Origin of the sequence: Agrobacterium sp. OT33 (assembly GCF_017313365.1) — a bacterium.
In the GTDB taxonomy this organism is placed as follows: Bacteria; Pseudomonadota; Alphaproteobacteria; order Rhizobiales; family Rhizobiaceae; genus Agrobacterium; species Agrobacterium rhizogenes_A.
In genome coordinates this window covers 40,329-65,116 of sequence record NZ_JAFLMZ010000012.1, presented here as the reverse complement: position 1 = coordinate 65,116, position 24,788 = coordinate 40,329, and the positions used below count along the sequence as shown (strand labels likewise).

At 60.3% G+C, this 24,788-nt stretch carries 23 protein-coding genes; 14 read left to right on the top strand and 9 right to left on the bottom strand.

Annotated elements, in window-relative coordinates; translation table 11 throughout:
* The first annotated feature begins 30 nt into the window (after nucleotides 1-30).
* From JZX88_RS24120 to JZX88_RS24105, 4 genes are read left to right on the top strand one after another with little or no spacing between them, the layout of a single operon-like run.
* Entirely contained in the window at nucleotides 31-1,095 is a 1,065-nt protein-coding gene (locus JZX88_RS24120; RefSeq protein ID WP_110760064.1) for a LacI family DNA-binding transcriptional regulator, read from the top strand.
* Nucleotides 1,088-2,965: a DUF2264 domain-containing protein gene (locus JZX88_RS24115; RefSeq protein WP_206914979.1), complete on the top strand. Its 1,878-nt coding sequence runs from the start codon at nucleotides 1,088-1,090 to the stop codon at nucleotides 2,963-2,965. The genes JZX88_RS24120 and JZX88_RS24115 overlap by 8 nt, the downstream gene beginning before the upstream one ends.
* Entirely contained in the window at nucleotides 2,962-3,978 is a 1,017-nt protein-coding gene (locus tag JZX88_RS24110; RefSeq protein ID WP_206914978.1) for a hydroxyacid dehydrogenase, read from the top strand. The genes JZX88_RS24115 and JZX88_RS24110 overlap by 4 nt, the downstream gene beginning before the upstream one ends.
* Nucleotides 3,975-4,763: a sugar phosphate isomerase/epimerase gene (locus JZX88_RS24105; protein ID WP_142859457.1), complete on the top strand. Its 789-nt coding sequence runs from the start codon at nucleotides 3,975-3,977 to the stop codon at nucleotides 4,761-4,763. The genes JZX88_RS24110 and JZX88_RS24105 overlap by 4 nt, the downstream gene beginning before the upstream one ends.
* Nucleotides 4,764-4,938: 175 nt before the next feature.
* Here JZX88_RS24105 and JZX88_RS24100 read toward each other — a convergent pair whose 3' ends face one another.
* The 4 genes from JZX88_RS24100 to JZX88_RS24085 all read right to left on the bottom strand — a co-directional run bounded on the left by JZX88_RS24100 (nucleotide 4,939) and on the right by JZX88_RS24085 (nucleotide 9,221).
* Nucleotides 4,939-6,012 carry an ABC transporter ATP-binding protein gene (locus JZX88_RS24100; protein WP_065116511.1) on the bottom strand — a complete coding sequence of 358 codons (1,074 nt, stop codon included), beginning with the start codon at nucleotides 6,010-6,012 and terminating at the stop codon, nucleotides 4,939-4,941.
* A gap of 91 nt (nucleotides 6,013-6,103) precedes the next feature.
* Entirely contained in the window at nucleotides 6,104-6,979 is an 876-nt protein-coding gene (locus tag JZX88_RS24095; RefSeq protein ID WP_206914977.1) for a carbohydrate ABC transporter permease, read from the bottom strand.
* Nucleotides 6,972-7,925 (bottom strand): carbohydrate ABC transporter permease, encoded by a 954-nt coding sequence (locus JZX88_RS24090; RefSeq protein ID WP_161991849.1) that lies wholly within the window; start codon nucleotides 7,923-7,925, stop codon nucleotides 6,972-6,974. The genes JZX88_RS24095 and JZX88_RS24090 overlap by 8 nt, the downstream gene beginning before the upstream one ends.
* Before the next feature lie 6 nt (nucleotides 7,926-7,931).
* Nucleotides 7,932-9,221: an ABC transporter substrate-binding protein gene (locus tag JZX88_RS24085; RefSeq protein ID WP_206914976.1), complete on the bottom strand. Its 1,290-nt coding sequence runs from the start codon at nucleotides 9,219-9,221 to the stop codon at nucleotides 7,932-7,934.
* A gap of 117 nt (nucleotides 9,222-9,338) precedes the next feature.
* Here JZX88_RS24085 and JZX88_RS24080 point away from each other — a divergent pair, with 117 nt between their 5' ends.
* From JZX88_RS24080 to JZX88_RS24045, 8 genes are all read left to right on the top strand, one after another.
* The gene (locus JZX88_RS24080; RefSeq protein ID WP_110760058.1) at nucleotides 9,339-10,037 is read left to right on the top strand and encodes a TetR/AcrR family transcriptional regulator; all 699 of its coding nucleotides are present in this window, start codon (nucleotides 9,339-9,341) and stop codon (nucleotides 10,035-10,037) included.
* 244 nt (nucleotides 10,038-10,281) lie between these two features.
* Nucleotides 10,282-11,424, top strand: coding sequence for a Gfo/Idh/MocA family protein (locus JZX88_RS24075; RefSeq protein WP_206914975.1), 1,143 nt, complete (start codon nucleotides 10,282-10,284; stop codon nucleotides 11,422-11,424).
* A 10-nt stretch (nucleotides 11,425-11,434) separates the two neighbouring features.
* Complete coding sequence (locus JZX88_RS24070) at nucleotides 11,435-12,598, top strand: DUF993 family protein (protein WP_206914974.1); 1,164 nt, start codon at nucleotides 11,435-11,437, stop codon at nucleotides 12,596-12,598.
* A 27-nt stretch (nucleotides 12,599-12,625) separates the two neighbouring features.
* On the top strand, nucleotides 12,626-13,447 hold the full coding sequence (locus tag JZX88_RS24065; RefSeq protein ID WP_206914973.1) for a sugar phosphate isomerase/epimerase: 822 nt from the start codon (nucleotides 12,626-12,628) through the stop codon (nucleotides 13,445-13,447).
* 19 nt (nucleotides 13,448-13,466) lie between these two features.
* Nucleotides 13,467-14,702: a Gfo/Idh/MocA family protein gene (locus tag JZX88_RS24060; RefSeq protein WP_206914972.1), complete on the top strand. Its 1,236-nt coding sequence runs from the start codon at nucleotides 13,467-13,469 to the stop codon at nucleotides 14,700-14,702.
* Between the two features lie 333 nt (nucleotides 14,703-15,035).
* Complete coding sequence (locus JZX88_RS24055) at nucleotides 15,036-15,206, top strand: hypothetical protein (protein WP_206914971.1); 171 nt, start codon at nucleotides 15,036-15,038, stop codon at nucleotides 15,204-15,206.
* A 262-nt stretch (nucleotides 15,207-15,468) separates the two neighbouring features.
* Nucleotides 15,469-15,678 (top strand): cold-shock protein, encoded by a 210-nt coding sequence (locus JZX88_RS24050; RefSeq protein WP_003508146.1) that lies wholly within the window; start codon nucleotides 15,469-15,471, stop codon nucleotides 15,676-15,678.
* 741 nt (nucleotides 15,679-16,419) lie between these two features.
* Nucleotides 16,420-16,707 (top strand): hypothetical protein, encoded by a 288-nt coding sequence (locus JZX88_RS24045; RefSeq protein ID WP_110760133.1) that lies wholly within the window; start codon nucleotides 16,420-16,422, stop codon nucleotides 16,705-16,707.
* Between the two features lie 341 nt (nucleotides 16,708-17,048).
* Here JZX88_RS24045 and JZX88_RS24040 read toward each other — a convergent pair whose 3' ends face one another.
* The 5 genes from JZX88_RS24040 to JZX88_RS24020 form a co-directional block, all read right to left on the bottom strand.
* The gene (locus JZX88_RS24040) at nucleotides 17,049-18,146 is read right to left on the bottom strand and encodes an acyltransferase (protein WP_206914970.1); all 1,098 of its coding nucleotides are present in this window, start codon (nucleotides 18,144-18,146) and stop codon (nucleotides 17,049-17,051) included.
* Between the two features lie 155 nt (nucleotides 18,147-18,301).
* The gene (locus JZX88_RS24035) at nucleotides 18,302-20,260 is read right to left on the bottom strand and encodes a MacB family efflux pump subunit (protein ID WP_206914969.1); all 1,959 of its coding nucleotides are present in this window, start codon (nucleotides 20,258-20,260) and stop codon (nucleotides 18,302-18,304) included.
* A 3-nt stretch (nucleotides 20,261-20,263) separates the two neighbouring features.
* Complete coding sequence (locus JZX88_RS24030) at nucleotides 20,264-21,487, bottom strand: efflux RND transporter periplasmic adaptor subunit (RefSeq protein ID WP_206914968.1); 1,224 nt, start codon at nucleotides 21,485-21,487, stop codon at nucleotides 20,264-20,266.
* A gap of 21 nt (nucleotides 21,488-21,508) precedes the next feature.
* Nucleotides 21,509-21,802, bottom strand: a complete 294-nt coding sequence (locus JZX88_RS24025) for a hypothetical protein (RefSeq protein ID WP_206914967.1) — start codon at nucleotides 21,800-21,802, stop codon at nucleotides 21,509-21,511.
* A 127-nt stretch (nucleotides 21,803-21,929) separates the two neighbouring features.
* A complete protein-coding gene (locus JZX88_RS24020; protein ID WP_206914966.1) occupies nucleotides 21,930-22,559 on the bottom strand; it encodes a hypothetical protein in 630 nt (209 codons plus the stop codon).
* A 202-nt stretch (nucleotides 22,560-22,761) separates the two neighbouring features.
* On the opposite strand from JZX88_RS24020, the gene JZX88_RS24015 reads away from it, so the two are divergent.
* Together JZX88_RS24015 and JZX88_RS24010 are read left to right on the top strand one after the other, a co-directional pair.
* Nucleotides 22,762-23,493, top strand: a complete 732-nt coding sequence (locus JZX88_RS24015; RefSeq protein WP_206914965.1) for a response regulator — start codon at nucleotides 22,762-22,764, stop codon at nucleotides 23,491-23,493.
* Nucleotides 23,490-24,752 (top strand): ATP-binding protein, encoded by a 1,263-nt coding sequence (locus JZX88_RS24010; protein WP_206914964.1) that lies wholly within the window; start codon nucleotides 23,490-23,492, stop codon nucleotides 24,750-24,752. Before JZX88_RS24015 ends, JZX88_RS24010 begins: the two co-directional genes overlap by 4 nt.
* Nucleotides 24,753-24,788 lie beyond the last annotated feature (36 nt).

The following is a 24,788-nucleotide window of genomic DNA, read 5'->3' as shown; positions in this document are numbered from 1 at the left end:
ATAGATTTTTTTGCAAGCGCAGGAGACGACATGAACGATACGCCCGACATCAGCCGCCCGCGCCAGTCGGATATCGCCCAGCGCGCCGGTGTTTCCATCAGCACCGTCTCTCGTGTTCTCGCCGGGGAAAAAGGCATCAGCGCTTCGATCCAGACAAAGGTTCTGGGGGTTGCGGCGGAACTCGGTTATCCGCTGCGGCCGGTCATCAGCCAGGCCGGCGGCGTGCCGCTGGAGGGCAAGAAGGTTCTCGCCTTGATGTCCGCTGAGAGGGCAACCGGCGATATCGGCGCTTTTTATCACGATATTTTCGACATGCTACGCAGCCTCGCCCAGACGGACGGGTTTGAACTCGATATCCGGCTGCTGCACCAGAAACAGGTGGATGACGCGCTGACACAGCGGGTCTGCGAGGCGGACGGCCTTCTTGCCATCGGCCTCGACCCTGAAGAGGAAATCATCCACCGCATCACGCAGGGTGTGTTGCAGCCGGTTCTGGTCAATAGCGCCGACCCCTCGATGACGCTGGATTGTGTTTCGCCCTCCAATTTTTACGGCGGTGCGATGGCGGCGCGGCGGCTTCTGGAACTCGGCCACCGCAAGGTCGCCTATATCGGCCCGCACCACCGCCACACCATACGCGAACGCATGCGCGGCTTCCGCCACACCATCCTCGAACAGGAGGGAGCCATTTATGAGGAGTTCCTGCTGACGACGGTGGATAGCGGCTTTGGACAGGCGGGCGACGCGGTTCGCCAGCTACTGGCCAAAAACCCTGACCTGACAGGCATTTTCTGCATGAATGATGCGATTGCGCTCGGCGCGCTGGGGGCAGCGCAGGAGCTTGGCCTTGGCGTACCGGATGATCTTTCCATCATCGGTTTCGATGATCTGCCCTTTGCCGAACTCTCCACCCCTCGCCTCAGCACCATCCGCGTCGACCGCCGCGAAATTGCCCGCGAGGCCGTGGAACTGATGCGCCGCCGGCTGACGGAACCTTCCGCCAATGCCCGGCAGGTGCAGCTGGGTGTGCAGCTGGTGGAAGGACAGACCGCCGGACAGGCGAAAAAGACGGGAAAGGCGATACGTAATGCATGATGCGGCAAACAATGATCCAATGACCCGTTTCAATCCGCTCTATGGTAATCCGCTCAAAACCCGCGCCGATGTCAGGAAGGCGCTGGATGATAGTTTCGCACCGCTTCTGCCCTATTTTTCGCAAAGCGGCGCAAGGGTGACACTTAGCGGCACTGCCGCGCATTTTGACCGGGCAGCGGCCGATCTGGAAGGATTTGCCCGGCCGCTCTGGGGCATCGCGCCGCTTGCGCTCAGCGGCGACAGCTTTGAGCATTGGCCGCTTCTGGCGAAAGGCATCGCCAACGGCACCGATCCCGCCCATCCCGATTATTGGGGCGACGTGCGCCAGAAGGATCAGCGGCTGGTGGAACTTGCGGCTCTGGGCTTCGCGCTTCGGCTTGCGCCACAACATCTTTGGGAACCTCTCTCCGACGCGCAGAAAGACAATGTCCGCCGCTATCTGCTGACGGCGCGCGAGCGCAATTATGCCGATAATAACTGGAAGTTCTTCCGGGTGATGGTCGACATGGCGCTCGATCATCTCGGCATAGATTTCGACCGCAGCCTGACGGAAACCTTCAAGGCGGAGCTGGACGGCTTCTACATTGCCGACGGCTGGTATCGGGACGGCGATTATCGCCGCATCGACCACTATATCGCCTTCGCCATGCATTTTTACGGCCTGATCTACGCGAAACTCAGCAAGCCTGACGACGCTTATGCCGAACGTTACCGTGAACGCGCCCGACTGTTTGCCGGCGATTTTGCCAGCTGGTTCGATGAGGATGGCGGGGCGCTCGCCTTCGGCCGGTCCATGACCTATCGTTTCGCCTGCGGCGGCTTCTGGGCCGGCCTTGCCTTTGCCGGTGAAGAGGCCCTGCCCTGGGGCGAGATCAAGGGCCTTTATCTGCAGCATCTGCGCTGGTGGGCGCAAAAGCCGATCGCCGATCGCGACGGCGTTCTCTCCATCGGTTACGCCTATCCGCAGCTGACCATGTCGGAAAGTTACAATTCGGCCGGTTCGCCCTATTGGGCCTTCAAGGCCTTCCTGCCGCTCGCCTTGCCGGAAAGCCACCCCTTTTGGCAGGCGGAAGAAAAGCTGCCCGAAACCTCCACCAAACCACGGCCGCTCATTCACCCCGGCATGGTGATAATGCGGACCAAAGGCAACGTCACGGCACTTTCCAGCGGGCAGGAAACCCTGTCCATGCGCGGCGGGTCGGAGAAATATGCCAAATTCGCCTATTCCTCCCGTTATGGTTTTGGTGTGGAAGTGGATGAGCGCGGCTTCAAGACCAATGGTTTTGACAATATGCTGGCCTTCTCTGACGACGGCCTGCATTACCGCGTGCGCGAAACCAACGAAAAGGTTCTGCTGGCCGGGGACAATCTGCGGGCGACATGGAAACCATTCCCCGATGTCGAGGTTGAAACGACGCTGGTTGCCGCCGGCGACTGGCACATCCGGCTGCATCGGATCACCAGCGCCCGGCCGCTTTCCGTCACCGAAGGCGGCTTCGCCATCCATCGCAACGACGGCGACAGCGATGCCGTAACCGAGACAGCCGGCCATGCATCGGTGGATTGCGGCACCGACATTTCCGCGATCATCGATCTCGGCTCCGTCATATCCCGCCAGGGCATCGCACTGAAGGCGCTGCCCAATACCAACCTCGTCAATGCCAAAACCACGGTGCCACAATTGCGCGGGGACATTCCAGCTGGCGAAACTCTGCTTGTCTGCGCCGTCTTTGTGGGGCTGGCCGGGCCAGAAAGCAAAAAAGCCCTGGCAGCTGTTCCAGCGCTCCCGGATATCAAGGCGCTCGACCGCCTGTTTGCAGAGCACGGCGTCCCGGTCAGCAGCATGGCGGCGACGGGAGAGCCACGATGACGAGCCCGCTTCCGCGTCTCAGCCTTGCCATGGACCCGGAGCGGACACAGCATGTGCTGACACCACAGGCGCTCGAAAGGCTGTCGCAGAGCGTTGAAATCATCGATATCAACCGGATCCGCGACTTTCACGATCCATCGGTAAAAGACCAGCTGGAACGGACGGATATTCTCCTGACCGGCTGGGGCTGTCCCGATATCGGCGCGCGGGAACTGGCTTTGATGCCACGGCTCAAGCTGATTTCCCATGCCGCCGGCACGGTGAAATATTTCCTCTCGCAGGCGGTCTTTGAGCGCGGCATCACCGTGTGCAGCGCGGCGGAAGCCAATGCGCAGCCGGTTGCCGAATTTACGCAGGCGATGATCCTGCTTGCCGGCAAGCGCGTATTCAGCTTCCGACGGCTTTATGGAAACGATCGCGTGCGGGAAAACGTCGATCGCCTGCAATCGCAGGCCATCGGCAATCTCGGACGGACGGTCGGGGTGGTCGGCGCATCGCGCATCGGGCGTCGGGTCATCAATCTGCTGAAACCCTTCGATCTCGACATCATCCTTTTCGACCCGTTTTTAAGCGCAGCGGAGGCGGAGCGCCTTGGTGTGCGACTGGTAACGCTTGATGCGCTGATGGCAATCAGCGACGTCATTTCGCTGCATGCGCCGTCGCTGCCGCAGACCCGGCATATGATCGGCGCGGAAGCGCTTGCCCGGATGAAGGACGGCGCAACCCTGATCAACACGGCGCGCGGTGCGCTCGTCGATGAAGAGGCGCTGCTGGCGGAACTGAAAACCGGGCGTATCGAAGCCGTCATCGATGTGACCGATCCGGAAGTGCCGCCGCCGGACTCTGCCTTCTACAGCCTGCCCAACGTCTTCCTGACACCGCACATCGCCGGCGCCGTAGGCCTCGAACGCGCCAGGCTGGGCGACATGGCAATCGCGGAAATCGAACGCTTTTGCCAGGGCGCGGCACTTGAACAGCAGGTGCGGCCGGAACATCTGGAACTGATCGCATGAGAATTTTCGAGCCGGGCCTCTGCTCCGTCACCTTCCGCTCCCTGTCGCCGCAGGCCGTTATCGACCTTGCCGTCGCAAACGGCATCAAGGCAATAGAGTGGGGCGCAGATATCCATGTGCCGCCGGGCGATCTCGAAAATGCAAGGGATGTGGCCGAGCGAACCGCCAAAGCGGGCCTGACCGTCTCTTCCTACGGTTCCTACATCTTCGCGCCGGATTTTACGCGGGAAGATTTGACCGCCGTTCTCGAAACCGCCAAAGCGCTCGGCACCGGCCATATCCGCATCTGGCCGGGCCAACGCAAAAGGCCCTCCACCGACTACTCTCCCGCCGAGCGCCGCAGGGCCACCGAGGCGCTGGCAGAGATCGCCCGCCATGCGCAAGATTACGGCATGACGATCGGCCTTGAATATCACCCCAACTCACTGACGGACACCCTGCCCTCGGCACTGCAACTGGCGCAGGATTTGGCCATGCCAAACCTCTTCTTCTACTGGCAGCCGGCACCCGGCCTGCCGCTCGAAAAGGCTCTCGCTGAAATATCGGAAATCGGCTCACGCATCTGCCATCTGCACGTCTTTGCATGGCTTGCCGACACCAGCCGCCTGCCGCTTGCCGACCGCGCGGATTATTGGCGGTCGTGTGTCGAGGCGTTACCGCAGAGCGAATGGACGAAACGGGCTTATGCGATGCTGGAATTCGTCAAAGGTGACGATGTCAGTCAGTTTGCTGAAGATTCGGTAACGCTAAGCGAGATACTCGCCGGCCACAGAGTGGCCGATTAGTGCACGATTGCAACCTCACACGCGACGTAATCCCCGGCCCTCTGCCGGGGATCTAATCACGTTGAACAAAATCAACATGTTGCAGATCCTCGGGACAAGCCCGAGGATGACGAACGCAAGCTTTGCGGACTTCGTTAGCCGCCCTGTGGTGAGGCAGTTCCCACCCCACTCGTTCTCATATCCGCCGCCCATCCGCCCCGAACAGGTGCGTTTTCGCCAGATCGAACGCAAAGGGAATGGTCTCGCCGATGCGGATTGGGCGCTGGCCGTCCAGCAGAACGGTGGCCGGTTGGCCGTCCGGGGTGTTGGTGTAAACCACCGTCGAGCCGCCCAGATGTTCCACGAGCTGGATGGAAGCCTCGCCGAGCGAGGATTGCGCCTGCGGGTTGACGTGTTCGGGACGCACGCCGAAGGTCAATGGTTCGCCTTCGCCGGCCGCAACCGGTTTTTCCAGCACGATGCGCTGGCCGGCCACCTCGATGGTGCGGTTGGAACTGTCGCCTGAAACCACTTTGGCGGAGAGGAAGTTCATCTTCGGCGAGCCGATGAAACCGGCCACGAACTGGTTGGCGGGATTATTGTAAAGATCGAGCGGGCGGCCGACCTGCATGATGCGGCCGTCACGCAGCACGACGATCTTGTCGGCCATGGTCATGGCTTCCACCTGGTCATGCGTCACATAGATCATGGTGCTGCCGAGCGTCTGGTGCAGCTTGGCGATTTCGACGCGCATCTGCACGCGCAGTTCGGCATCGAGGTTGGACAGAGGCTCGTCGAAGAGGAAGATTTTCGGCTCGCGCACGATGGCCCGGCCGATGGCGACACGCTGGCGCTGGCCGCCGGAAAGCGCCTTCGGCTTGCGCTGCAACAGCGGGCCGATCTGAAGAATGTCGGCGGCCTTCTGCACCCGCGCCTCAACTTCCGGTTTTTTGTAGCCCGCCGTTTCCAGACCGAATGCGAGGTTCTTGTAGACGCTCATATGCGGATAAAGCGCATAGGACTGGAAAACCATGGCGATGCCGCGCTTGGAGGCGGCTGTTTCGTTGACCCTTTCGCCATCGATGCGAAGATCGCCCTCGGAGATTTCCTCCAGCCCGGCAATCATGCGCAAAAGCGTGGATTTGCCACAGCCCGAGGGGCCGACAAAAACGGTGAATTCACCCGGCTCGATCTTGAGATCAATGCCGTGAACGACCGGAAAAGCGCCGAACCGCTTGACGATTTTTTCCAGAGTAATGCTGCTTGCCATGCTGTTTCTCCCGACTGTCGCGCCGCGCCAAGGGCGGCCGCGACAGTGTTGATGGTCTTATAAAATGCGTTCTCGGTCCGGTTTCCTCGGTTCAGCGTTTCATTCCCGTCGTGGCGATGCCTTCGATCAGCAGCCGCTGGAAAAACAGGAAGAACAGGAAGACCGGCACCAGTGACAGGTTGGACATGGCGAAAAGCGAGGTCCAGTCCGAGCTGCCGGTGGAATCCACGAAGGATCTGAGGCCGAGCTGCACGGTGTAGGTGTTGATGTCGTTCAGATAGATCAGCGGACCGAAGAAATCGTCCCAGGTCCAGATGAAGGAAAAGATGGCGGCCGTCGCCAGCACCGGCAGCGACAGGGGCAACATGATCTTCCAGTAGATGCGGAAGGGCGAGCAGCCATCCATGACAGCCGCCTCGTCCAGTTCACGCGGGATACCGCGGAAGAACTGCACCATCAGGAAGATGAAGAAGGCATCCGTCGCGAGATATTTCGGCACGATCAGCGGCAGCGAGGTGTTCACCCAACCCATTTCCAGAAACAGGATATATTGCGGGATGAGCACGACATGATAGGGCAACATCAAGGTGCCGAGCATCAGCGCGAACCAGAAATTGCGCCCACCGAACCGCAGCCTTGCAAAGGCGAACGCGGTGAGCGAGCAGCCGACCACATTGCCGATGGTGGCGAGCACCGAGATGAAGAAGGAGTTCCAGAAGAACTGCCCGAAACTCACCTGCAGCCCGGTCCAGCCACGGATGTAACCGCCAATATCGACCGACGAGGGAATGAGCGAGGAAGAACCGAACAGCTCATCCTGTGGCCGGAACGAACCTGAAATCATCCACAGGATCGGATAGAGCATCGCAAAGGAAGCAACGATCAGCGCGGTGTGGAGCATCACCGATTTCAGCGGCGTGCGTTGCGGGCCTTGTCCGGGCCGAGGGGCGGTAACAGCGTCAGTCATCGTAATGCACCCAGTATTTCGCGCTGAGGAACGAGAAGGCCGTGAACAGCGAGATGATGATCACCAAAATCCAGGCAAGCGCCGAGGCATAGCCCATGCGGAAGAAACCAAAGGCTTCCTGATAGAGGTAGAGCGTGTAGAACAGTGTCGAGTTGATCGGCCCGCCGGTGCCTTCGGAAATGATGAAGGCGGGCGTGAAGGCCTTGAAGGCGTCGATCGTCTGGATCACGGCGTTGAAGAAGATCACCGGCGTCAGGAGCGGCAGGGTAATGCGGAAGAACTGCCGCACCTTGCTTGCGCCATCGATTTCGGCGGCTTCATACATATCCTGCGGGATTTGTCTCAGACCCGCGAGGAAGATGATCATCGGCGAACCGAACTGCCAGACCGACAGGATGACCAGCGTATAGATCGAATAATCCGGGTTGGAAATCCAGCTTGGTCCTTCATAACCGAAAGCCTGCCACAGGATCATGTTGACGAGACCGTCGGAGGCGAAAAGCTGGCGCCAGAGCACGGCAATGGCCACGCTGGAACCCAGCAGCGACGGCAGATAGAAGATCGCCCGGTAGAGCGTCAAACCCTTGATGCCGCGATTGAAGGCAAGCGCCACCAGCAGGGCGAAGATGAGCTTCAGCGGCACCGACAGCAGCACATAGGTAAACGTCACCTGCATGGCGGCTGCAAATTTCGGATCATTGGTGGCGATGCGCACATAGTTTGCCGCCCCCACCCAGTCAGGCGACTGCAACAGGTCATAATTGGTGAAGGACAGGTAAAGCGACGCGAGCGCCGGGCCCAGCGTGAGGCCGAAAAAGCCTATCAGCCAGGGCAGAAGAAACAGGTAGGCGTGAATATTGCGGTCGAAGATCCGCTTCACGCTGCCCCGCTTCGGGAGAGCCGCGCCACGGCTCTCCCCCACAAGAGTTTCAGATCGAAAGGCCATACGCCATCACTTCCGTTTGATAACGGTTTCAGATTCCTTGACGAGGCGGTCACCGCCCTCTTCAGGCGAAATTTTGCCGAAGCCGACTTCCTCCGCCGTGCGTTTCAGGACAAAGGCGAACTCGCCAGCGCCCGGAGGCGGCGCCGGCGGCAGATCGCCGACGCCGGGGGTAATCTCGGCAATATATTCCACCATGCTCTTGCTGACCTCATCGAGCTTGGGGGTAAGCGCATTACGCATGGACTCCGAGGCCGGAACGCCGCGTTCGACACCGAGGATATCGATGCCCTGTGGTTCGGCGACGAGGAAGTTGATGAACCCAACCGCCTGCTCGATGCCGGCGCTGCCATTGGCGACGCTGATGAGCATGGAAGGTTTCAGATAGTGGCCGGAAGGGCCGTCCTTCGTGCTCTTCGGATAGGAGCTTATGGCAAGCTTGGCCTTGTTGAGCTTCTGATAACCGACGAACTGGTTGGAATGGGCGAATGCGGTTGCCGCCTTGCCCGTCGTCAGCGGGTTGGTTTCGATATTGAGCTGGTCGAGCGCCTGCACATCGGCCGGCACACAGGCGCCGCTCTTGCGCAGATCCGCCCACAGGGTGAACCACTTGGTCGCATCAGCAGGATCAAAGCCGATGCCGCCATCCTGCGTGTAGAGCGATTTGCCGTTCTGGCGCAGCCAGTTCTCAAAGCTAGGCTCCACGCCGCTGGCATCGGCCGTGGCATAATAACCGGGTTTCGGCTTGTTCTTGCTGAGCTTGGCGGCGTTTTCGGCAAACTCTTCCCAGGTCTGGCCGATGGATGGCGGCGTCGCGCCGGATTTTTCCCAGGCCGCCTGATCGAAGAAAACGGCGCTGGAATTGACGCCGAGATTAATGCCGTAAAGCTTGCCATCCACCCGGCCGGAATCGATGTTCATCTTGCCGAAATCCTCGATCTTCAGGCCCTTGCCGATATATTCATCGAGTGGTGCCAGCGCGCCGCGACGGCCATATTCGAAGATGTAACGATAATCCATCTGGATCAGGTCAGGCGCGTTACGGCCCGCCACCTGCGTGGCAAGGCGCGGCCAGTAATCACTCCAGCCGGCAAACTCACCGGCAATATCGAGATCCGGCTTGACCTGCTTATAAGCTGCTATCGCCTCGTTGGTGCGATCGGCGCGTTCCTGCGACCCCCACCACAACATGCGAAGGCGCGCGGCCTGCGCCTGCGCCGACCCTCCTCCCAATGTTGCAAGCGACAGGGCCGCAAGCCCTGCTGAAAGCACACCTCTCCTGTGAAGCATCATGGGCATTGGCAACTCCTCCCTATTGACTGCCAATTGATGATGAACGTAAACGACACTTGCCGTTTTATAACTAATTGGTTACATGGGAACACTGATCGCAAACATTGTCAAGCGGGTGCTGAAATGGAAGAAACGACAAAAAACCAGCCACTCGATCCGGCTTCGGAAAAAGCGCCTGCCCCCAAGCGCAAACGCGCCACCGCACAGGTGCGAAACCCTGAAAGAACCCGTGCCGCCATCCTTGAAGCCGCCCGCCGCGAGGTGGCCGCCAAGGGGCTGGCGGGGGCTCGAATCGATGTCGTCGCCCGCCGCGCCGGCACCAACAAGCGGATGATCTACCATTATTTCGGCGACAAGGATGCGCTTTATCTCGCCGTTCTGGAAGATGCCTATCGCCATATTCGCCATACCGAAAGGCGGCTCGACCTCACCCGCAAGCCCCCTTCGGAGGGCTTGCGGGAGCTTGCGCTTTTCACCTGGCATTATTTCCTCGATCACCCCGAATTCCTGAGCATCCTCGCCACCGAAAACCTCAATAAAGCCCGCTATCTCAGGCAATCCCCGACGATTGCCGCCATGCATTCGAATTTCATTTCGGAGCTGGAAGAGGTGCTGCGGCGCGGCAGCGACGCCGGCGAATTCCGTGACGGCCTCGATCCGATAGACGTCTATCTGACCATCGCTTCACTCGGTGCTTTCTATCTTTCGAACCGGTTCACGCTGTCGACGATCTTCCAGCGCGACCTGACCGACCCTGCCGAACTGGAAAGATGGGGCCAGCACATCGTCGACACTCTGCTTGCTGCAGTGCGGCCAGTCTGAGCCGGCAGAACCGAATTCTCGTTTAACAACAGCGACGACGCGCTTTCGCATCCGCGAAGCGCGTCGTTTTCTTTTGCGGCGCAGTGAAGAAGCCAGACTCCGACCTCTCTCGAAATTTGAATTTTGTCCGCCAAAAACACCTTGACAGATCGCATCCTTCACGACCACAAATAACCAAATGGTTACAAATTGCCATGTTTGACGGAAGCGGCTTTCGGGAAAAGGCCGCCTTGGGAGGAAATTCATGAAACGTATCGGCATCATCATGCACGGCATCACCGGCCGCATGGGTTACAACCAGCATCTCGTTCGCTCCGTTCTCGCTATTCGCGATCAGGGCGGCGTGCTTTTGAAGAACGGCGAAAGGGTCATGCTTGACCCCATTCTGGTCGGCCGTAACGGCGCAAAGATCGAGGAAATCGCGAAAAAGCATAATGTCGCCCGCTGGACGACCGATATCGATGCGGCGCTTGCAAACCCTGACGATACGCTGTTCTTCGATGCCGGCACGACGCAAATGCGCGGCAGCCTGCTGGAGAAAGCCATCAAGGCCGGCAAGAACGTTTATTGCGAAAAGCCGATTTCCGACACGATGGAAGAGGCGCTGGCGATTGCCCGGCTCGCCGAAAGCGCCGGCATCAAGCATGGCGTGGTTCAGGACAAGCTGTTCCTGCCCGGCCTGCGCAAGCTCGCCATGCTGCGCGAGAGCGGCTTTTTCGGCAAAATCCTCTCGGTGCGCGGCGAGTTCGGCTACTGGGTATTCGAGGGCGACTGGCAGCCGGCGCAGCGCCCGTCATGGAACTACCGCCTGAAGGATGGCGGCGGCATCATTCTCGATATGCTGTGCCACTGGCGGTATGTGCTCGACAATCTGTTCGGCCCGGTAAAATCGGTGAGCTGCCTTGGCGCCACCCATATTCCGGAACGTTTTGATGAGCAGGGCAAAGCCTATAAGGCGGATGCGGACGACGCGGCCTATGCCACTTTCGAGCTGGAAGGCGGCGCCATCGCCCACATCAATTCCTCATGGGCGGTGCGGGTGCGCCGCGACGATCTCGTCACCTTCCAGGTGGATGGCACCCATGGTTCGGCGGTGGCGGGCCTGACCAAATGCTTCACCCAGCACCGTACCAATACACCGAAACCGGTGTGGAACCCCGACCAGCCGCAGACTATCGATTTCTACAAGACCTGGCAGGAAGTGCCTGACAATGTCGTCTATGACAACGGCTTCAAGGCGCAGTGGGAAATGTTCGTGCGCCATCTGGTGGACAATGACCCATGGCCCTACGGGCTGATGGAAGGCGTGAAGGGCGTGCAGCTTGCCGAACTGGGGCTGAGATCGTGGAAGGAACGCCGCTGGCTCGACGTTCCCGCAATCTCTTGAGGAGGCTGACGTGAGCGAACTCAAGCTACCGAAGGACGACCGTAGTATCGAGGTCTACAAATTGTCCGGCACGCCCGTCACGGTTGAAAAGCGAAGTGCTGCGGATTTCAACCGCGTCGCTTTCGCCGCCGCCCATGTGGTGGCCGATCCGTTTGCCGATAATGACCCGTGGTTGACCCCCGCCATCGACTGGGACGCGACGCTGCGCTTCCGTCACCGTCTGTGGGACCTTGGCCTCGGTGTCGCCGAGGCCATGGATACGGCGCAGCGCGGCATGGGGCTGGCCTGGCCGCAGGCGCAGGAACTGATCTCCCGTTCGCTGAAGGAAGCAGCCAGCCGCAAGGATGCGCTGATTGCCTGCGGTGTGGGCACAGACCATCTTGATAGTGGCGGTTATGATCTAAACCAGATTATCGACTCTTATCTGGAACAGCTTGATTTTGTTCAGGGAGAAGGCGGGCGCGTTATCCTGATGGCAAGCCGCGCGCTGGCCGCTGCTGCCCGCTCGCCGGATGATTATCTCAAGGCTTATGCCAGGGTGCTTTCCCGCGCCGAGCAGAAAGTGGTGATCCACTGGCTGGGTGAAATGTTCGATCCCGCTCTCGAGGGTTACTGGGGCTCCGGTGACCACATGCAGGCCATGGAAACCTGCCTTGCCATGATCGAGGAAAATGCCGACAAGATCGACGGCATCAAGATTTCGCTTCTTTCCAAGGAAAAGGAAATCGTCATGCGCCGCCGCCTGCCGGCTGGTGTTCGCATGTATACCGGCGACGATTTCAACTATGCCGAATTGATCGCCGGTGACGAACAGGGGCATTCGGACGCCCTGCTCGGCATTTTCGACGCCATTGCGCCGGCCGCCTCCAAGGCTCTCGCCAGTCTGAAGCGCGGCGCGGACAACGAGTTCTTCGATATTCTGGAGCCGACGGTGGCGCTGTCGCGCCATATCTTCAAGGCGCCCACCCGTTTCTACAAGACCGGCGTGGTGTTCCTCGCCTATCTCAACGGGTTGCAGGAGCATTTCACCATGGTCGGCGGGCAGGAAAGCACCCGCTCCACGCAGCATTTCGCCGAGCTTTTCCGGCTGGCGGACAAGGCCAATGTGCTGGCCGAACCGGATCTCGCAACGCACCGCATGAAGGCGTTTCTTTCGGTCCGGGGCATTGGCTGAGGCAGTAGAACCAGGGGAGATATCGATATGAGCCTTGAGGGCCTTTCCATCAATTTCGCCACCGTGCGCCAGGGCGGTGCTTTTGGCGCCATCGTTGATGCCTGCCTTGCCCATGGCATCACCGCCATTTCGCCCTGGCGCGAACAGGTGCACGGCATCGGCCTTGCCGAAGCCGCCCGCATCGTTGAGCAGAACGGCCTGCGGCTCAGCGGCCATTGCCGCGGCGGTTTTTTCCCAGCGCCCGATGCGGAAGGCCGCCGCCGCGCCATCGAGGATAATAAACGCGCCGTCGATGAGGCGGCCGCCATGAAGGCCGATTGCCTCGTACTTGTTGTCGGTGGCCTGCCCGCCGGTTCCCGCGATCTGAAAGGCGCACGGCAGATGGTGGAAGACGGCATGGCCGAACTTCTGCCCTATGCCCGAGCCGCCGGCGTGCCGCTTGCCATCGAACCGCTGCATCCCTTTTACGCCGCCGAGCGCGCCTGCTTCAACACACTGAAACAGTCGCTTGATCTCTGCGACCGGCTGGGGGCCGGCACCGGCGTCGCCATCGACGTCTATCACGTCTGGTGGGACCCGGAACTGGAGGAACAGGTGGCGCGGGCCGGCAGGAACGGGCAAATCCTTGCCCACCACATCTGCGACTGGCTGGTGCCGACCACCGACCCGCTCAATGATCGCGGCATGATGGGTGACGGCGTAATTGACCTGAAGGCATTTCGCGCCATGATCGAGGCTGCCGGCTTCCACGGCCCGCAGGAAGTGGAAATCTTTTCGCATCGCTGGCAGGCACGGCCAATGGACGAGGTTCTGTCCACGGTGGTCGAGCGTTTCAAGACTGTTTGTTGAGATATCCGGGAGAGAGACAATGCCTGAAAGGGTGAAACGCAAACGCTATGCGCTGGTCGGCACCGGCAATCGCGGCACCACCATGTGGGGCCGCGAACTTCTGGCCGGCTGGAGCGATTATGTCGAGCTGGTCGGCATTTGCGACCTGAACCTGATGCGCGCGGAACGCGCCCGCGCCATGATGGGATCGAACGCACCGCTTTATGACGATTTCGACCGGATGATGCTGGAGCAACGCCCGGAACTGGTGATCGTCTGCACGCCTGACGATACGCATGACGACATCATCATCCGCGCGCTGGAAGGCGGAGCGGATGTCATCAGCGAAAAGCCGATGACCACCACCCCGGAAAAGATCGACCGCATTCGCGCGGCGGAGGCCAAAAGCGGCCGCCGGGTCGATGTGTCCTTCAATTACCGTTTCTCCCCCACCGCCGCGCGGATCAAGGAACTGATCGACGACGGGGCCATCGGCACGGTCACGTCAGTCGATTTTCACTGGTATCTCGACAACCAGCACGGTGCGGACTATTTCCGCCGCTGGCACGCCTTCACCGAACATTCCGGCAGCCTGTTCGTGCACAAGGCCACCCACCATTTCGATCTCTTGAACTGGTATCTCGATTCCGACCCTGTGGAAGTGAAGGGTTTCGGACAGCTGCTGCATTATGGCAAGAATGGCCCGTTCAGGGGAACGCGCTGTCGCACCTGTCCACACAAGGGCGAGTGCGATTATTTCATGGATCTCGGTGCCGATCCCTTCCTCGATGCGCTCTATGAAGACCCGTCGAGTATTGACGGCTATATGCGCGATGCCTGCGTTTTCCGCGAGGAAATCGACATCCCCGATACGATGAGCGCCTCGATCCGTTATGCGAGCGGCGTACAGGTATCCTATTCGCTCAACACCTACATGCCGATCGAAGGTCATCACATCGCCTTCAACGGCCATAAGGGCCGCATCGAGATGCGCCAATATGAAAAGCAGCCCTGGACGGAGCCGCCGGCAGACGAAATCCTGCTGGTCAAAAGCTTCGGCGGCGGTGTCGAGCGCATCTGGGTGCCGCATGAGCCGGGCGGCCATTACGGTGGCGATAACCGCATGCGCGACATGATCTTCAAACCGGGCTCCAACGACCGGCTGCGCCAGCGGGCGGGTTCACGCGCCGGCGCCATGTCGGTTCTCTGTGGCGTGGCGGCATTGAAGAGCGCCCGCGAGGGCGGCTCCGAAGCCGTGAAATCACTGCCGCTCTAGAACTTCGGCGCGCGGCCCTTTCGAGCGCCGGGCCGCGCGCCGCAATTGCCAAAAAAGAACGGACGACATTCCGCACATTACGCGTTTCTTCCATGCCGGTAAGATGATGACCGGGGGAAGAAAGAGTGAATCATGTCCAGTTTTGAATCCTTCGTTCCGCTCATCATCATCGGCGTCAGCCTGTTCATTTTCTTCAAATGGGTGGGGCGCGACATGAACCGGGAAGAAAAGAAACCGCGGTCCCGCCGCTGACGTTTCAAAGCCGTTTCCGCCTTGCGCGGCTGCGGAACCTCACCCTCTTCCCCGCGTTTTCCTTTCCAAAGGAGAACGCCGATGACACAGCCCCAGAAGCCGAAAACGGAAGACAGAAAAGCCTCCAAGGCAAGTGATATCCCGCCCGCCGGCCCGCACGCCAAACCCTCTCTGACCGACCGTGACAAGACGCCGGGCGCAGGCAGCCTGCCGGACGACGACGCTAAGGATGTGACCCCCGGGGCCGGCTGACCGCCGATTGCGCTGCAGCCTCGTGCAGGAATTATATTCTGGATTAGAAACAGAAGCTTAACCGATCAAGAGGCGTGGAATACCCATTTTCCCGAAGCGATCATTGCAAAATCAAAAATTGTGCCTATATTAGCTCCATCGACCATTGCTTGTGACGTCGTTTCCGGAACACCATGTTCCCCGTCGGATTTCCTCTCAAATAATCGATCCAATCCCGCAAGGTATCGCGGGAACCACAACGATTCCAGGAAAGAAAATCGTTATGAACACTGGTACTGTAAAATGGTTCAACGCCACCAAGGGCTTCGGCTTCATTCAGCCTGACAATGGCGGCACGGACGTTTTCGTTCACATTTCCGCTGTCGAGCGCGCAGGCATGCGTTCGCTGAACGACGGCCAGAAGATCAGCTACGAGATCGTTCAGGACCGCCGGTCCGGAAAAAGCTCTGCCGACAACCTTCAGGCAGCTTGATATTCATCATTTGACCCCGCAGACCACGGATGTACTGGCTGCAGGTTCGAGTGATTGTGAGAGGTCGGGTTAAAGCCCGGCCTTTTGTTTTGGGCTTTTGAGCCCTCCTGCAAAAAAATCGCCCCCTTGCGGCGATGCCGTTTCGCTGGCCAGCGTCACGGATGGCAAAGAAACAATGCAGGGCGTGAGGCGGAAAGTCACGACACCAGAAGCATTGTCAGGGATGCCGGACTTGTTTTGGCCACAATGCCCACTTATATGACCATCATGGCAACTGCTGGTGAGCGCGAATGAAATCGTCGTTCGCAGTTGCTCTAGTCGCTTCAGACTTTTGACCACGGATGTACTGGCACTGGTGTTGAGAGCGATATGAGGAAGGTCGGTGCAATATTGCCCCGGCCTTTTTTGTTGCCTGTCATATCCGCGATCACAAATTTCATCGCACAGGCGCCTGCAACGGAATTAACTTGCCTATCCCCCTTAAAGGGCGCACGCTCCGGCATCGGTAATGAAAGGGCGTATCGCCGCCAGGCTTCATGCCGTCCCTGCCCGTCCTGCGCATGTCGTTGACCGACAGGACCGTTTCGCGATTTTACACGACATGCATGGCGGCATCGGCCGGGACACCGGATACGGTTTCTGGCGTTGCCCGTCATTCAAGACGTTGAAGCGCCCTCGCATGGCGTCCGGGCGGACGTCTGGCGCTCCGGCTTTGCGCACTCCACAGGAAAGGAGGACATCATGTCTTCCGCATGTGACAATTGCATCATCTCGTCGCAGGACCTCAAAATGCTCCAGTCGGTACTCGAAGGTCTGGGTTATGACCACGATCTCATCGATGATGAGGCCATTCTCTACACCAATGCAGCCCGCAAGGTGATCCAGCTGTTTCAGGACGGCTTGACCGACCCTGTCGATCTTTCGGAGGAAATGCTCTTTCTCTTCGGCGTTCACAAACATGAGCGCGTCAAGCCCTGGAAGCCCCTGCCGCGTTATGCGATCCAGGGCCTGCCGCCGCTTTATCGGTAAGGCGGCCGAGACCTTCAAAATCACCGATGAAAATAACGGCTTGGCAAATGCCGTATATCAGGCAAAACTGAAATTGGAACTGCCGTGCACGGATCAGGCGTGGCACGCGGTTTGCGGATGGGATGTGCGGCACTGCCGTGCCCGGCCTGAAGAAGTGCGGACGGGCGCCATCCGATGCGTTTTGCGTCTGCGTGGAGGGTGAGTATGACGTATGACTGGAGCGGCCGCAGAATGCGCCGCATGCGAGCGGCGAAACTGACGATCATCAGCCTCGTCGCAGCTTTCGTGCTGACGGCACCGATTTTCGCCCATTACTGAAATCCGCACACCGGCCCGCTGAACTAGACCGGCTGGCGGATTTGCGCGTGTTTTCTCAGGCGGTTTTTCAGCCATGTCTGAACCGGCTGGTCATAATAAACCGTCAGCCACCATGACAGGCACGTCGTGGCGACGAGGAAGGCGATGCCGGCCGGCAGGGCGACGCCCTGCCGCGTGGCCGCCGGGATCAGAAACTCCGCCCAGGCCAGAAGCGGAATGTGCAGCACATAGACCGCATAGGACGCCGTGCCCAGGAACGCCGAGACAGCACCGACCTTCGGCCCCGGAACCGTCCTGCTGGCCACGAACAGCAGCAGCGGCCAGACGAGCAGCACCACGACGAGATCGAAATACGGCCGAAGCCCGCCGGACATGGGCACGGCGAGGATGAAGCAGACCAGCACGAGACAGAGAGCGGCCTGAACCGGCTTTAATTCCGGCACGCGATTGCGAAAACGGTAGATCAGCACACCGGCGAAGAACGAGAAGAACACACGGCCCATGCCGGCATACATTTCATGCCAGCGGAAACCGGCATGCAGCTTGCCGAATTCCGCGGCCGCCACCATGAGCATAACGGCACTTATGAAGAGCACCACCGCCGTCTGTCTTGTCGTCGCACGGACACCCCAGCGGGCATAAACCGCATTCACCACCAGCTCGTTGAAAAGCGACCATGCCGGGCTAACGAGAAACAGCGCGCCATTCAGGGTCAGCGTGAAGGGCGCGGGCAAGAACAGCAGCCCGGTCACCAGGGCAAAAGCCAGTTCGCCGGGATCGATGAGACGATGCAGATCGTCGATCGGCGTCGGCAGGCCCAGCACATAAAGGCAGATGAAATAGGCCGCCATCAGCACCAGCGCCAGAACGTAGAGCGGATAAAGACGCGCAAACCGTGCCTTCATGAAAAAGCCGGGTGTAATCGCGCCCTCGTATAATTTCCGGCTGTAGGCATGGGCCAGCACGAAGCCGCTGAGAGCAAAAAACAGATCCACGGCAAGATAGCTCGACGCCGGATCCCTGCCGAAAAACTGCTCCGCATGGCGGTGAACGATAAAGAGCGCAGCCACACCCCTTATGCCGTCAAGCAAGATGAAGCGTTCCGGGGGCGATGGGATCATGGCGTTGGGGCTCGGTGACACTGGATTCGGATTATACCGCGAAAACGAGGTTTATCGCGCCGCGGCTGATCTCTTCCAGTCACAAACCGTTCAACGCTGTCCGAATTTTATCCGCATCGCCCGCAGGTCGCCAGACCCGGCATGATATCCGTGATCTACCCCGCCGAGAGCGCCGCGACGGGATCGAGTTTCGACGCGTTGCGGGCCGGCAGGTAACCGAAGACCACGCCGATCAGCGTCGAGCAGACAAAAGCGGCGATGATCGACGTCGTGGAATAGACCATCGCAAAATTGCTGCTGAAGGCGGAAAAAAGCGCGCCGAAGCCGAGGCTGCCCAGGACCCCGAGCGTGCCGCCGATGATGCAGACAAGCACCGCCTCGATCAGAAACTGACGCAGAATGTCGGTGCGCCGCGCACCCACCGCCATGCGCACGCCAATTTCCGAGACGCGTTCGGAAACGGAAACGAGCATGATGTTCATCACGCCGATACCGCCCACCAGAAGCGAAATCACGGCAATCGCCGCGACCAGAAGCGTCATGGTCTGCGTGGTGCTGGTGATGGTCTGGCGGATATCGTCAGTGTTGAGAATGTAAAAGTCCCGCGTGCCATGACGCTGGGTGAGAAGTGTCGTCACCGCCTGCTCGGCAATGGCGGCATCGACATCATCAGCCACCTGCACCGTGATGCTGCGCAGCGACAGGCTGCCGAGAAAGCGCGACTGGACGGCAGTATAGGGCAGGTAAAGCGAGAGATTCTGGCTTGAGCCAAAACCACCCTGCTGCGCCTGCGTTATGCCGACGATACGGGCCGGCACCTTGCCGATGAGAATGACCTGACCGACCGGACTGCCGTCGAAATCCGCAAACAGCGATTTTCGGGTGTTCTCGTCGATCACAACTTCCTGCGCCTTCTGCGTGACACTTGCGGCGTCGAAAAAGCGCCCCTGCGACAGCTTGGTGCCCTTGGCGACGAAATAACGCTCGCTGACGCCATTCACCAGCGCATTCGCCTCCTTTGCGCCGAAACGCACGGTGCTGGAGGTCGAGACCGTGGGCGTCACCGCCGCGACATAGGATTGCTTGGCCAGTGCCTCGGCGTCGGAAACGACCAGCGTGGTGATCTTGCCCGATCTTATGTCGCCAAAATCCTTGCCGGCGAAGATTTCCAGCGTATTGGTGCCGAGGCTGGAGATATTTTGCAGCACGCGCTGCTGCGACCCCTGCCCCAGGGCCACGACGCTGATGACCGATGCGATGCCGATGATGATGCCGAGCATGGTCAGGAAGGTGCGCAGCTTGTGCGCCCGCATCGACAGAAGCGCCATGTGCAGGGCTTCGCGCAGCGAGGAAAAAAGACCGGCGATACCGGACATCCCGCCGGAAACGGCAGCGGCCCGGGTTTCCTCCCGCGGCGCGGCAACCCTATCCGACTTGCGGTCGGAGACGATCGTCCCGTCGCTGATTTCGATGACCCGTCCGGCACGCCTGGCAATCGACATGTCATGGGTGACAATGATGACGGTGCGGCCTTCGGCATGCAGCTCATCGAGAATGCGCAGCACCTCGTCACCGCTGGCGCTGTCGAGCGCGCCGGTCGGCTCATCGGCGAGAATGATCTCGGCGTCGTTCATCAGGGCGCGGGCGATGGAGACACGCTGCTGCTGGCCGCCGGAAAGCTGGCCGGGACGGTGACCGAGGCGTTCGGCCATGCCGAGGCGGCCCAGCAGTCTTGCGGCATTGTGCCTGCGATCTCCCTGCGCCTTTCCGGCATAGATCGCCGGAATTTCGACGTTGCCGAGCGCGGAAAGCTCTGAAAGCAGATGATAGCGCTGGAAGATGAAACCGAGATTTTCACGCCGCAGCGCCGAAAGCGCATCGGCATCGAGCCCTCCCGTTTCCCGACCCCGGATGCTGTAGCTTCCCGAAGTCGGCCGGTCGAGGCAGCCGAGAATATTCATCAGCGTCGATTTGCCCGATCCCGACGCACCGACGATTGCCACCATCTCACCCGCCTCGATGGCAAGGTCGATATCCTTCAGCACGCTGATCGTGCCTTCGCCGGAGGGATAATCCCGCCGCACGGATTTAAGCGAAATCAGGGGTTCGGTCATGATTTAAAACCCCATCGGCGGGCCACCCGGCCCCGGCATGGCGTTGGTGGCGGTTTCAGCGGAGCGCTCGCCGGTCACCACGCGTTCGTTCTCGGCAAGACCGGATCGCACTTCCGCCGTGACCTTGTTGTTCAGGCCGATTTCGACCTTGCGGTCGGAAATTTTTCCGTTGGCATCAACAACGCGCACGGCGTAGCCGCCGTTTCCATCCATACTGCCGAGGGCCGAAGCCGGAATGGTCAGCACGTCCTTCGCTTCACCGAGAACGATATGAACCTCGGCCGTCATATAGGTGCGCAGCTTGCCGTTCGGGTTCGGCACCTCGAACACGCCATTATAATAGATCGCCTCCGACGACGACGTACTGGAAGAGGACGAAGTGGATGACGAGGACGTCGAGGAACTGAAGCTGGAATCGCTGCGCACCGATTCTGGCGCCGGCTCTATCGAGGCAAGCGTCGCATCGTAACGCTGCTGCGGTTCGCCCAGCACCGTGAAATAGACCGGCAGGTCCGGTTTTACCCGCGTTACATCCGCCTCGGATATTTCCGTGCGCACCGTCATGCGGTCCAGTTGGCCGAGAATGACGATGGTCGGTGCCGATTGCGTGGCATTAACGGTCTGCCCCTCCTGGCTGACGATCGACAGAACCGTGCCTTCGATGGGAGCGGTGATCTTCGTATAGCCAAGATTGGCCTCGGCTGTTTCGACAGCAACCTGCGCTTCCTCGATCTGCGCATCGATGGCCTTGATCTGCGCCTCGGTGACGGCGAGCGCCGCGGTGGCACTTTCGAAATCGGCGCGGGAGGCGGCGTTTTTCGACACCATCTCCTGCTGGCGGGCAAGGCTCTGGCGATTGAGAACCAGTGTCGCCTGTTTTTCCACCCGCTGCGCCTTCACATTGGCAAGCGCAGCCTGCGCCGTGCGCAGGCTGTTTGTCTGGGTCACGGAATCGATCTCGGCAATGAGATCACCCGCCTCGACGGTATCGCCAAGCGCCACCTTGACGGCGGTGATGCGGCCGGAGGCCTGCGCGCCGACGGCGACAAGGCGAACGGGCTTCAGCGTTCCCGTCGCCAGCACCGTCTGCTCAATATCGCCGCGCGTGACCTGCGACGTGATGTAGGAGGGCGTGGCAGCCCGCGTATATTGCGAGGATAGCCAGTAACCACCCGCCGCGAGCGCGACGACCGCCAGCAATGCACCTGCCTTGCGTGCCGTTTTCATCTTGATGTCCTGTCCGGCCGGTTATTCAAAGGAGGAAACCGGCGTCATGTCGTGTTTCACGAGGACGAAACCTCTCTCAGCCTCGATCCATTCGTAAGCAGCGGCGGATTTTCCCGCAGCTGCCTTGCGGCATGCGCTGCGAAGACGCCCGGAGTCCGCCTTTTCACGTTGATCCCTGGCGCAGACGGGCTGGCGCTGTTTGCCTTCCTGCCGCGATTTCGCGGCCGGCACGTCAACCGCCTTTTCTCTCGCCGCGACCGACCAGGCAAAGCTCAAACCAAAGGCCGTTGCCAGCATCAGATAGAAATATCTCATCATCATCGTCCTGCTTTAGAATCATGCGGGGGATCGCAGGCGAGCGATCCCCCGGCTGCAGCCGTTGCCGGCTGGTTTCCTCCTTTACTGGGGGGCAGATTAAAGGAGGAAGCTTCGAAAACCTGTGTCAGCCCCGGTCCATTTCGGGAACCGGCGGCCGCACATCGCCGTGCCGGGGCGGCAGGCGGCCCTCCTCGGACGGCCCATGGCGCGGGCCGGGAGGCGGAGGCGGCATCAGGGCGCGCTCGAGCTCGGCAAGCTTCAGCACCTGCTGCGGCGAAAGCTTCGGTTTCAGCGCCGCGACGGCATCCTGAAGGGCTTTCGCCTTTTCCGCCTTCTGCGCGATGATGCCTGCCAGCTCCTCGCCGACAAGACGCGGCTCGGGTTTGGCCTTGCCTTCACCCGGCATCGGCGGCAACGGGTTGCGCTCCGGGCCGGGCGAGACGAGATCGATCAGCGCCGTGGTATAGGCACGCCACGGGCCAAGCTGTTCCGGCGTGACGCCGAGATAGATTTCGGCCGCGGAAAGCTTCGTCGCCAGCGCCAGGACATCCGGCCCGGGCATCCTGCGCATATGTGGCGGCCGCGGCCCCGTATCCGGGCCACGATCGGGACCGAAGTCAGGGTTGGCGGAGGGCGGCGCGGCCTGTTCCGTCGGCTGGGGTGCGGGCGCATTGTCTTCCGCCGCCTGCGTGGCGGCCGAAGCGCCAATAATTGCTGTCGCGATGACGGCGGTGGCCAGTAGCGAGTGTCTCATCTTACCTTCCTTCCGTTTTCCAACATGAAAGGACGATAGGAGCGTTACGTTTCCGGCCTTGGTCCGAATGTTTCCGGTCCTCCTCCGCAATGGGCCGATTTGTAACCGAATGTTGCCAGAGCCGCCCCGGAAAGCTTTCGTTGCAAAAATCCGCCGTTTCTTTTCGCCGCTTATGTATAGTGGCATCAAAAGGTTGGACGATATGACGACGGTTTCGGTGACACATATATTGATCGTTGATGACGATCCGGAAATACGTACATTGCTCGCGAAATATCTCGGTTCGCAGGGGTTTCGGGTCTCGATGGCGGCCGACAGGCGCGAGTTCGAGGAGCGCATCTCAAGCTCCGATCCCGATCTCATCGTGCTCGACGTGATGCTGCCTGACGGTTCCGGCCTCGATATCTGCCGCGATCTGCAGGGCCGCCGGCCACGCACGCCGGTCATTCTCCTCACCGCGCTGAAGGAGGATGTGGACCGCATCGTCGGGCTGGAGATCGGCGCCGACGATTATCTCGGCAAACCCTTCAATCCGCGCGAACTGACGGCGCGCATCAAGGCCGTGCTGCGCCGCGCGACACCGCAGGAAGCGCCGCGCCCCTCATCCGCCGCCTATGGTTTTGCGGATTTCACTGCCGATCCCGAACAGCGTTCGGTCATACGCGTCAGCGGCGAGAAGATCGAACTGACCGGAGCGGAATTCGATCTGCTGAAAGTGTTCCTCGACAGGCCCGGCCGGCTTCTTTCCCGCGACCAGCTTCTTGACCTGACACAGGGCAAGGACAGGGGACCGTTCGACCGCTCTATCGACGTGCTGATGAGCCGGCTGCGCAAGAAGCTCGACGCCGACACCCAAACCCCGATCTTCAAGACCGTGCGCAATGGCGGCTACCAGATGACGGTTCAGGTGAGAACCCTGCCGGTGCAGCGATGAATTCGCTGAGAAACCGCATCGCGGCCCTGCTGATCGCCTCCATCATTGCGGTCATCGCGCTTGCCACCGTTGTGGCCGACCGGACATTGCAGCCGCCGCCGCCCGGCGCCACGATAGAGCCGCTGGCCCGCAGTCTCGCTTTTGCCGTCACCATGGCCGAACGCGACCCCTCCCTGCAGCAGCCCGGTTATTTCCGCATCGAACAGAAGCCGCCGGAAGGCGATCTCGACGGCATGTTGTCGGAGTTTCTGGAAACGGCGCTGGCCCGGATTGGAGAGCCACGCACCGCAATGGTCATCCGTTCACCGGGAAATCCCGCTCCCGTGGCGGCTATCGCGCTGGAAAAAGACGGATGGCTGGTGGCGGAAATTCCGCATATGGGTCCGCCGCCGGGCGGCTGGAAGATTTTCGGCATGTGGATCGGGCTGATCATCCTCGGCAGTGCCGCAGTCTCGGTCTTTGCCGCCAGCAAGATCACCCGCCCGCTCGACATGCTGGAAAATGCCGCCGCCAGCATCGGGCCCGATGGTTCCCTGCCGCACCTGCCGGAAACGGGTCCGGGTGAAATTCGCGCCACGGCGCGGGCGCTGAACGAACTCGCCAGCCGCCTGAAAGCGGCTATGGAAAGCCGCATGCGCCTCGTCGCCGCCGCCGGCCACGATCTTAGAACACCGATGACCCGTATGCGCCTGAGGGCGGAATTCATCGAAAATGACGAGGAAAGGGCCAAATGGCTTGCTGACCTCGAGGAACTGGACGCCATTGCCGACAGCGCCATTCTGCTGGTGCGCGAGGAAGTGAGCCAGGACAGCGTCCAGACGATCGATCTTGCCGCGCTTCTTGGCGAAATCGTCGTTGAGCTCTCCGATCTCGGCCATGCCGGCGCACTCGATTTTACCGAGCCGGATACGGCCATGACCATAAGGGCGGCACCGCTGGCTCTCAAACGGGCCCTGCGCAACCTCATGCTCAACGCCGTCACCCATGGCAAGAAGGCGCATATCAATCTGACCGAGGACGACAGCGAGATCGTCGTGACAATCCGGGACGAAGGCCCCGGCATTCCGCAGGAACTGATCGGGCGGGTTTTCGAACCCTTCTTCCGCGTCGATCTCGCGCGGCGCAAATCGATCCCCGGGGTCGGGCTGGGCCTTGCCATCGCCCGGGAAATCATCGAACGCTTCGGCGGCAGGATCACCATCGCGAACCACAAGAAACAGGGACTGATCCAGACTGTGATCTTCAACAGAGCGGCGTGATCCCACGCCGCGACACTCTCTGTCCGGCGAGCGGTT

What these genes read in the sequence shown, in the direction of transcription:
- JZX88_RS24120 (WP_110760064.1), top strand. Translation starts at nt 31, where the DNA reads ATGAACGATACGCCCGACATCAGCCGCCCGCGCCAGTCGGATATCGCC.
- JZX88_RS24040 (WP_206914970.1), bottom strand. Translation starts at nt 18,146, where the DNA reads ATGATCCCATCGCCCCCGGAACGCTTCATCTTGCTTGACGGCATAAGG.
- JZX88_RS24015 (WP_206914965.1), top strand. Translation starts at nt 22,762, where the DNA reads ATGACGACGGTTTCGGTGACACATATATTGATCGTTGATGACGATCCG.
- JZX88_RS24090 (WP_161991849.1), bottom strand. Translation starts at nt 7,925, where the DNA reads ATGGCCTTTCGATCTGAAACTCTTGTGGGGGAGAGCCGTGGCGCGGCT.
- JZX88_RS24080 (WP_110760058.1), top strand. Translation starts at nt 9,339, where the DNA reads ATGGAAGAAACGACAAAAAACCAGCCACTCGATCCGGCTTCGGAAAAA.
- JZX88_RS24020 (WP_206914966.1), bottom strand. Translation starts at nt 22,559, where the DNA reads ATGAGACACTCGCTACTGGCCACCGCCGTCATCGCGACAGCAATTATT.
- JZX88_RS24075 (WP_206914975.1), top strand. Translation starts at nt 10,282, where the DNA reads ATGAAACGTATCGGCATCATCATGCACGGCATCACCGGCCGCATGGGT.
- JZX88_RS24100 (WP_065116511.1), bottom strand. Translation starts at nt 6,012, where the DNA reads ATGGCAAGCAGCATTACTCTGGAAAAAATCGTCAAGCGGTTCGGCGCT.
- JZX88_RS24050 (WP_003508146.1), top strand. Translation starts at nt 15,469, where the DNA reads ATGAACACTGGTACTGTAAAATGGTTCAACGCCACCAAGGGCTTCGGC.
- JZX88_RS24055 (WP_206914971.1), top strand. Translation starts at nt 15,036, where the DNA reads ATGACACAGCCCCAGAAGCCGAAAACGGAAGACAGAAAAGCCTCCAAG.
- JZX88_RS24065 (WP_206914973.1), top strand. Translation starts at nt 12,626, where the DNA reads ATGAGCCTTGAGGGCCTTTCCATCAATTTCGCCACCGTGCGCCAGGGC.
- JZX88_RS24115 (WP_206914979.1), top strand. Translation starts at nt 1,088, where the DNA reads ATGCATGATGCGGCAAACAATGATCCAATGACCCGTTTCAATCCGCTC.
- JZX88_RS24030 (WP_206914968.1), bottom strand. Translation starts at nt 21,487, where the DNA reads ATGAAAACGGCACGCAAGGCAGGTGCATTGCTGGCGGTCGTCGCGCTC.
- JZX88_RS24025 (WP_206914967.1), bottom strand. Translation starts at nt 21,802, where the DNA reads ATGAGATATTTCTATCTGATGCTGGCAACGGCCTTTGGTTTGAGCTTT.
- JZX88_RS24060 (WP_206914972.1), top strand. Translation starts at nt 13,467, where the DNA reads ATGCCTGAAAGGGTGAAACGCAAACGCTATGCGCTGGTCGGCACCGGC.
- JZX88_RS24105 (WP_142859457.1), top strand. Translation starts at nt 3,975, where the DNA reads ATGAGAATTTTCGAGCCGGGCCTCTGCTCCGTCACCTTCCGCTCCCTG.
- JZX88_RS24045 (WP_110760133.1), top strand. Translation starts at nt 16,420, where the DNA reads ATGTCTTCCGCATGTGACAATTGCATCATCTCGTCGCAGGACCTCAAA.
- JZX88_RS24010 (WP_206914964.1), top strand. Translation starts at nt 23,490, where the DNA reads ATGAATTCGCTGAGAAACCGCATCGCGGCCCTGCTGATCGCCTCCATC.
- JZX88_RS24110 (WP_206914978.1), top strand. Translation starts at nt 2,962, where the DNA reads ATGACGAGCCCGCTTCCGCGTCTCAGCCTTGCCATGGACCCGGAGCGG.
- JZX88_RS24035 (WP_206914969.1), bottom strand. Translation starts at nt 20,260, where the DNA reads ATGACCGAACCCCTGATTTCGCTTAAATCCGTGCGGCGGGATTATCCC.
- JZX88_RS24095 (WP_206914977.1), bottom strand. Translation starts at nt 6,979, where the DNA reads ATGACTGACGCTGTTACCGCCCCTCGGCCCGGACAAGGCCCGCAACGC.
- JZX88_RS24085 (WP_206914976.1), bottom strand. Translation starts at nt 9,221, where the DNA reads ATGCCCATGATGCTTCACAGGAGAGGTGTGCTTTCAGCAGGGCTTGCG.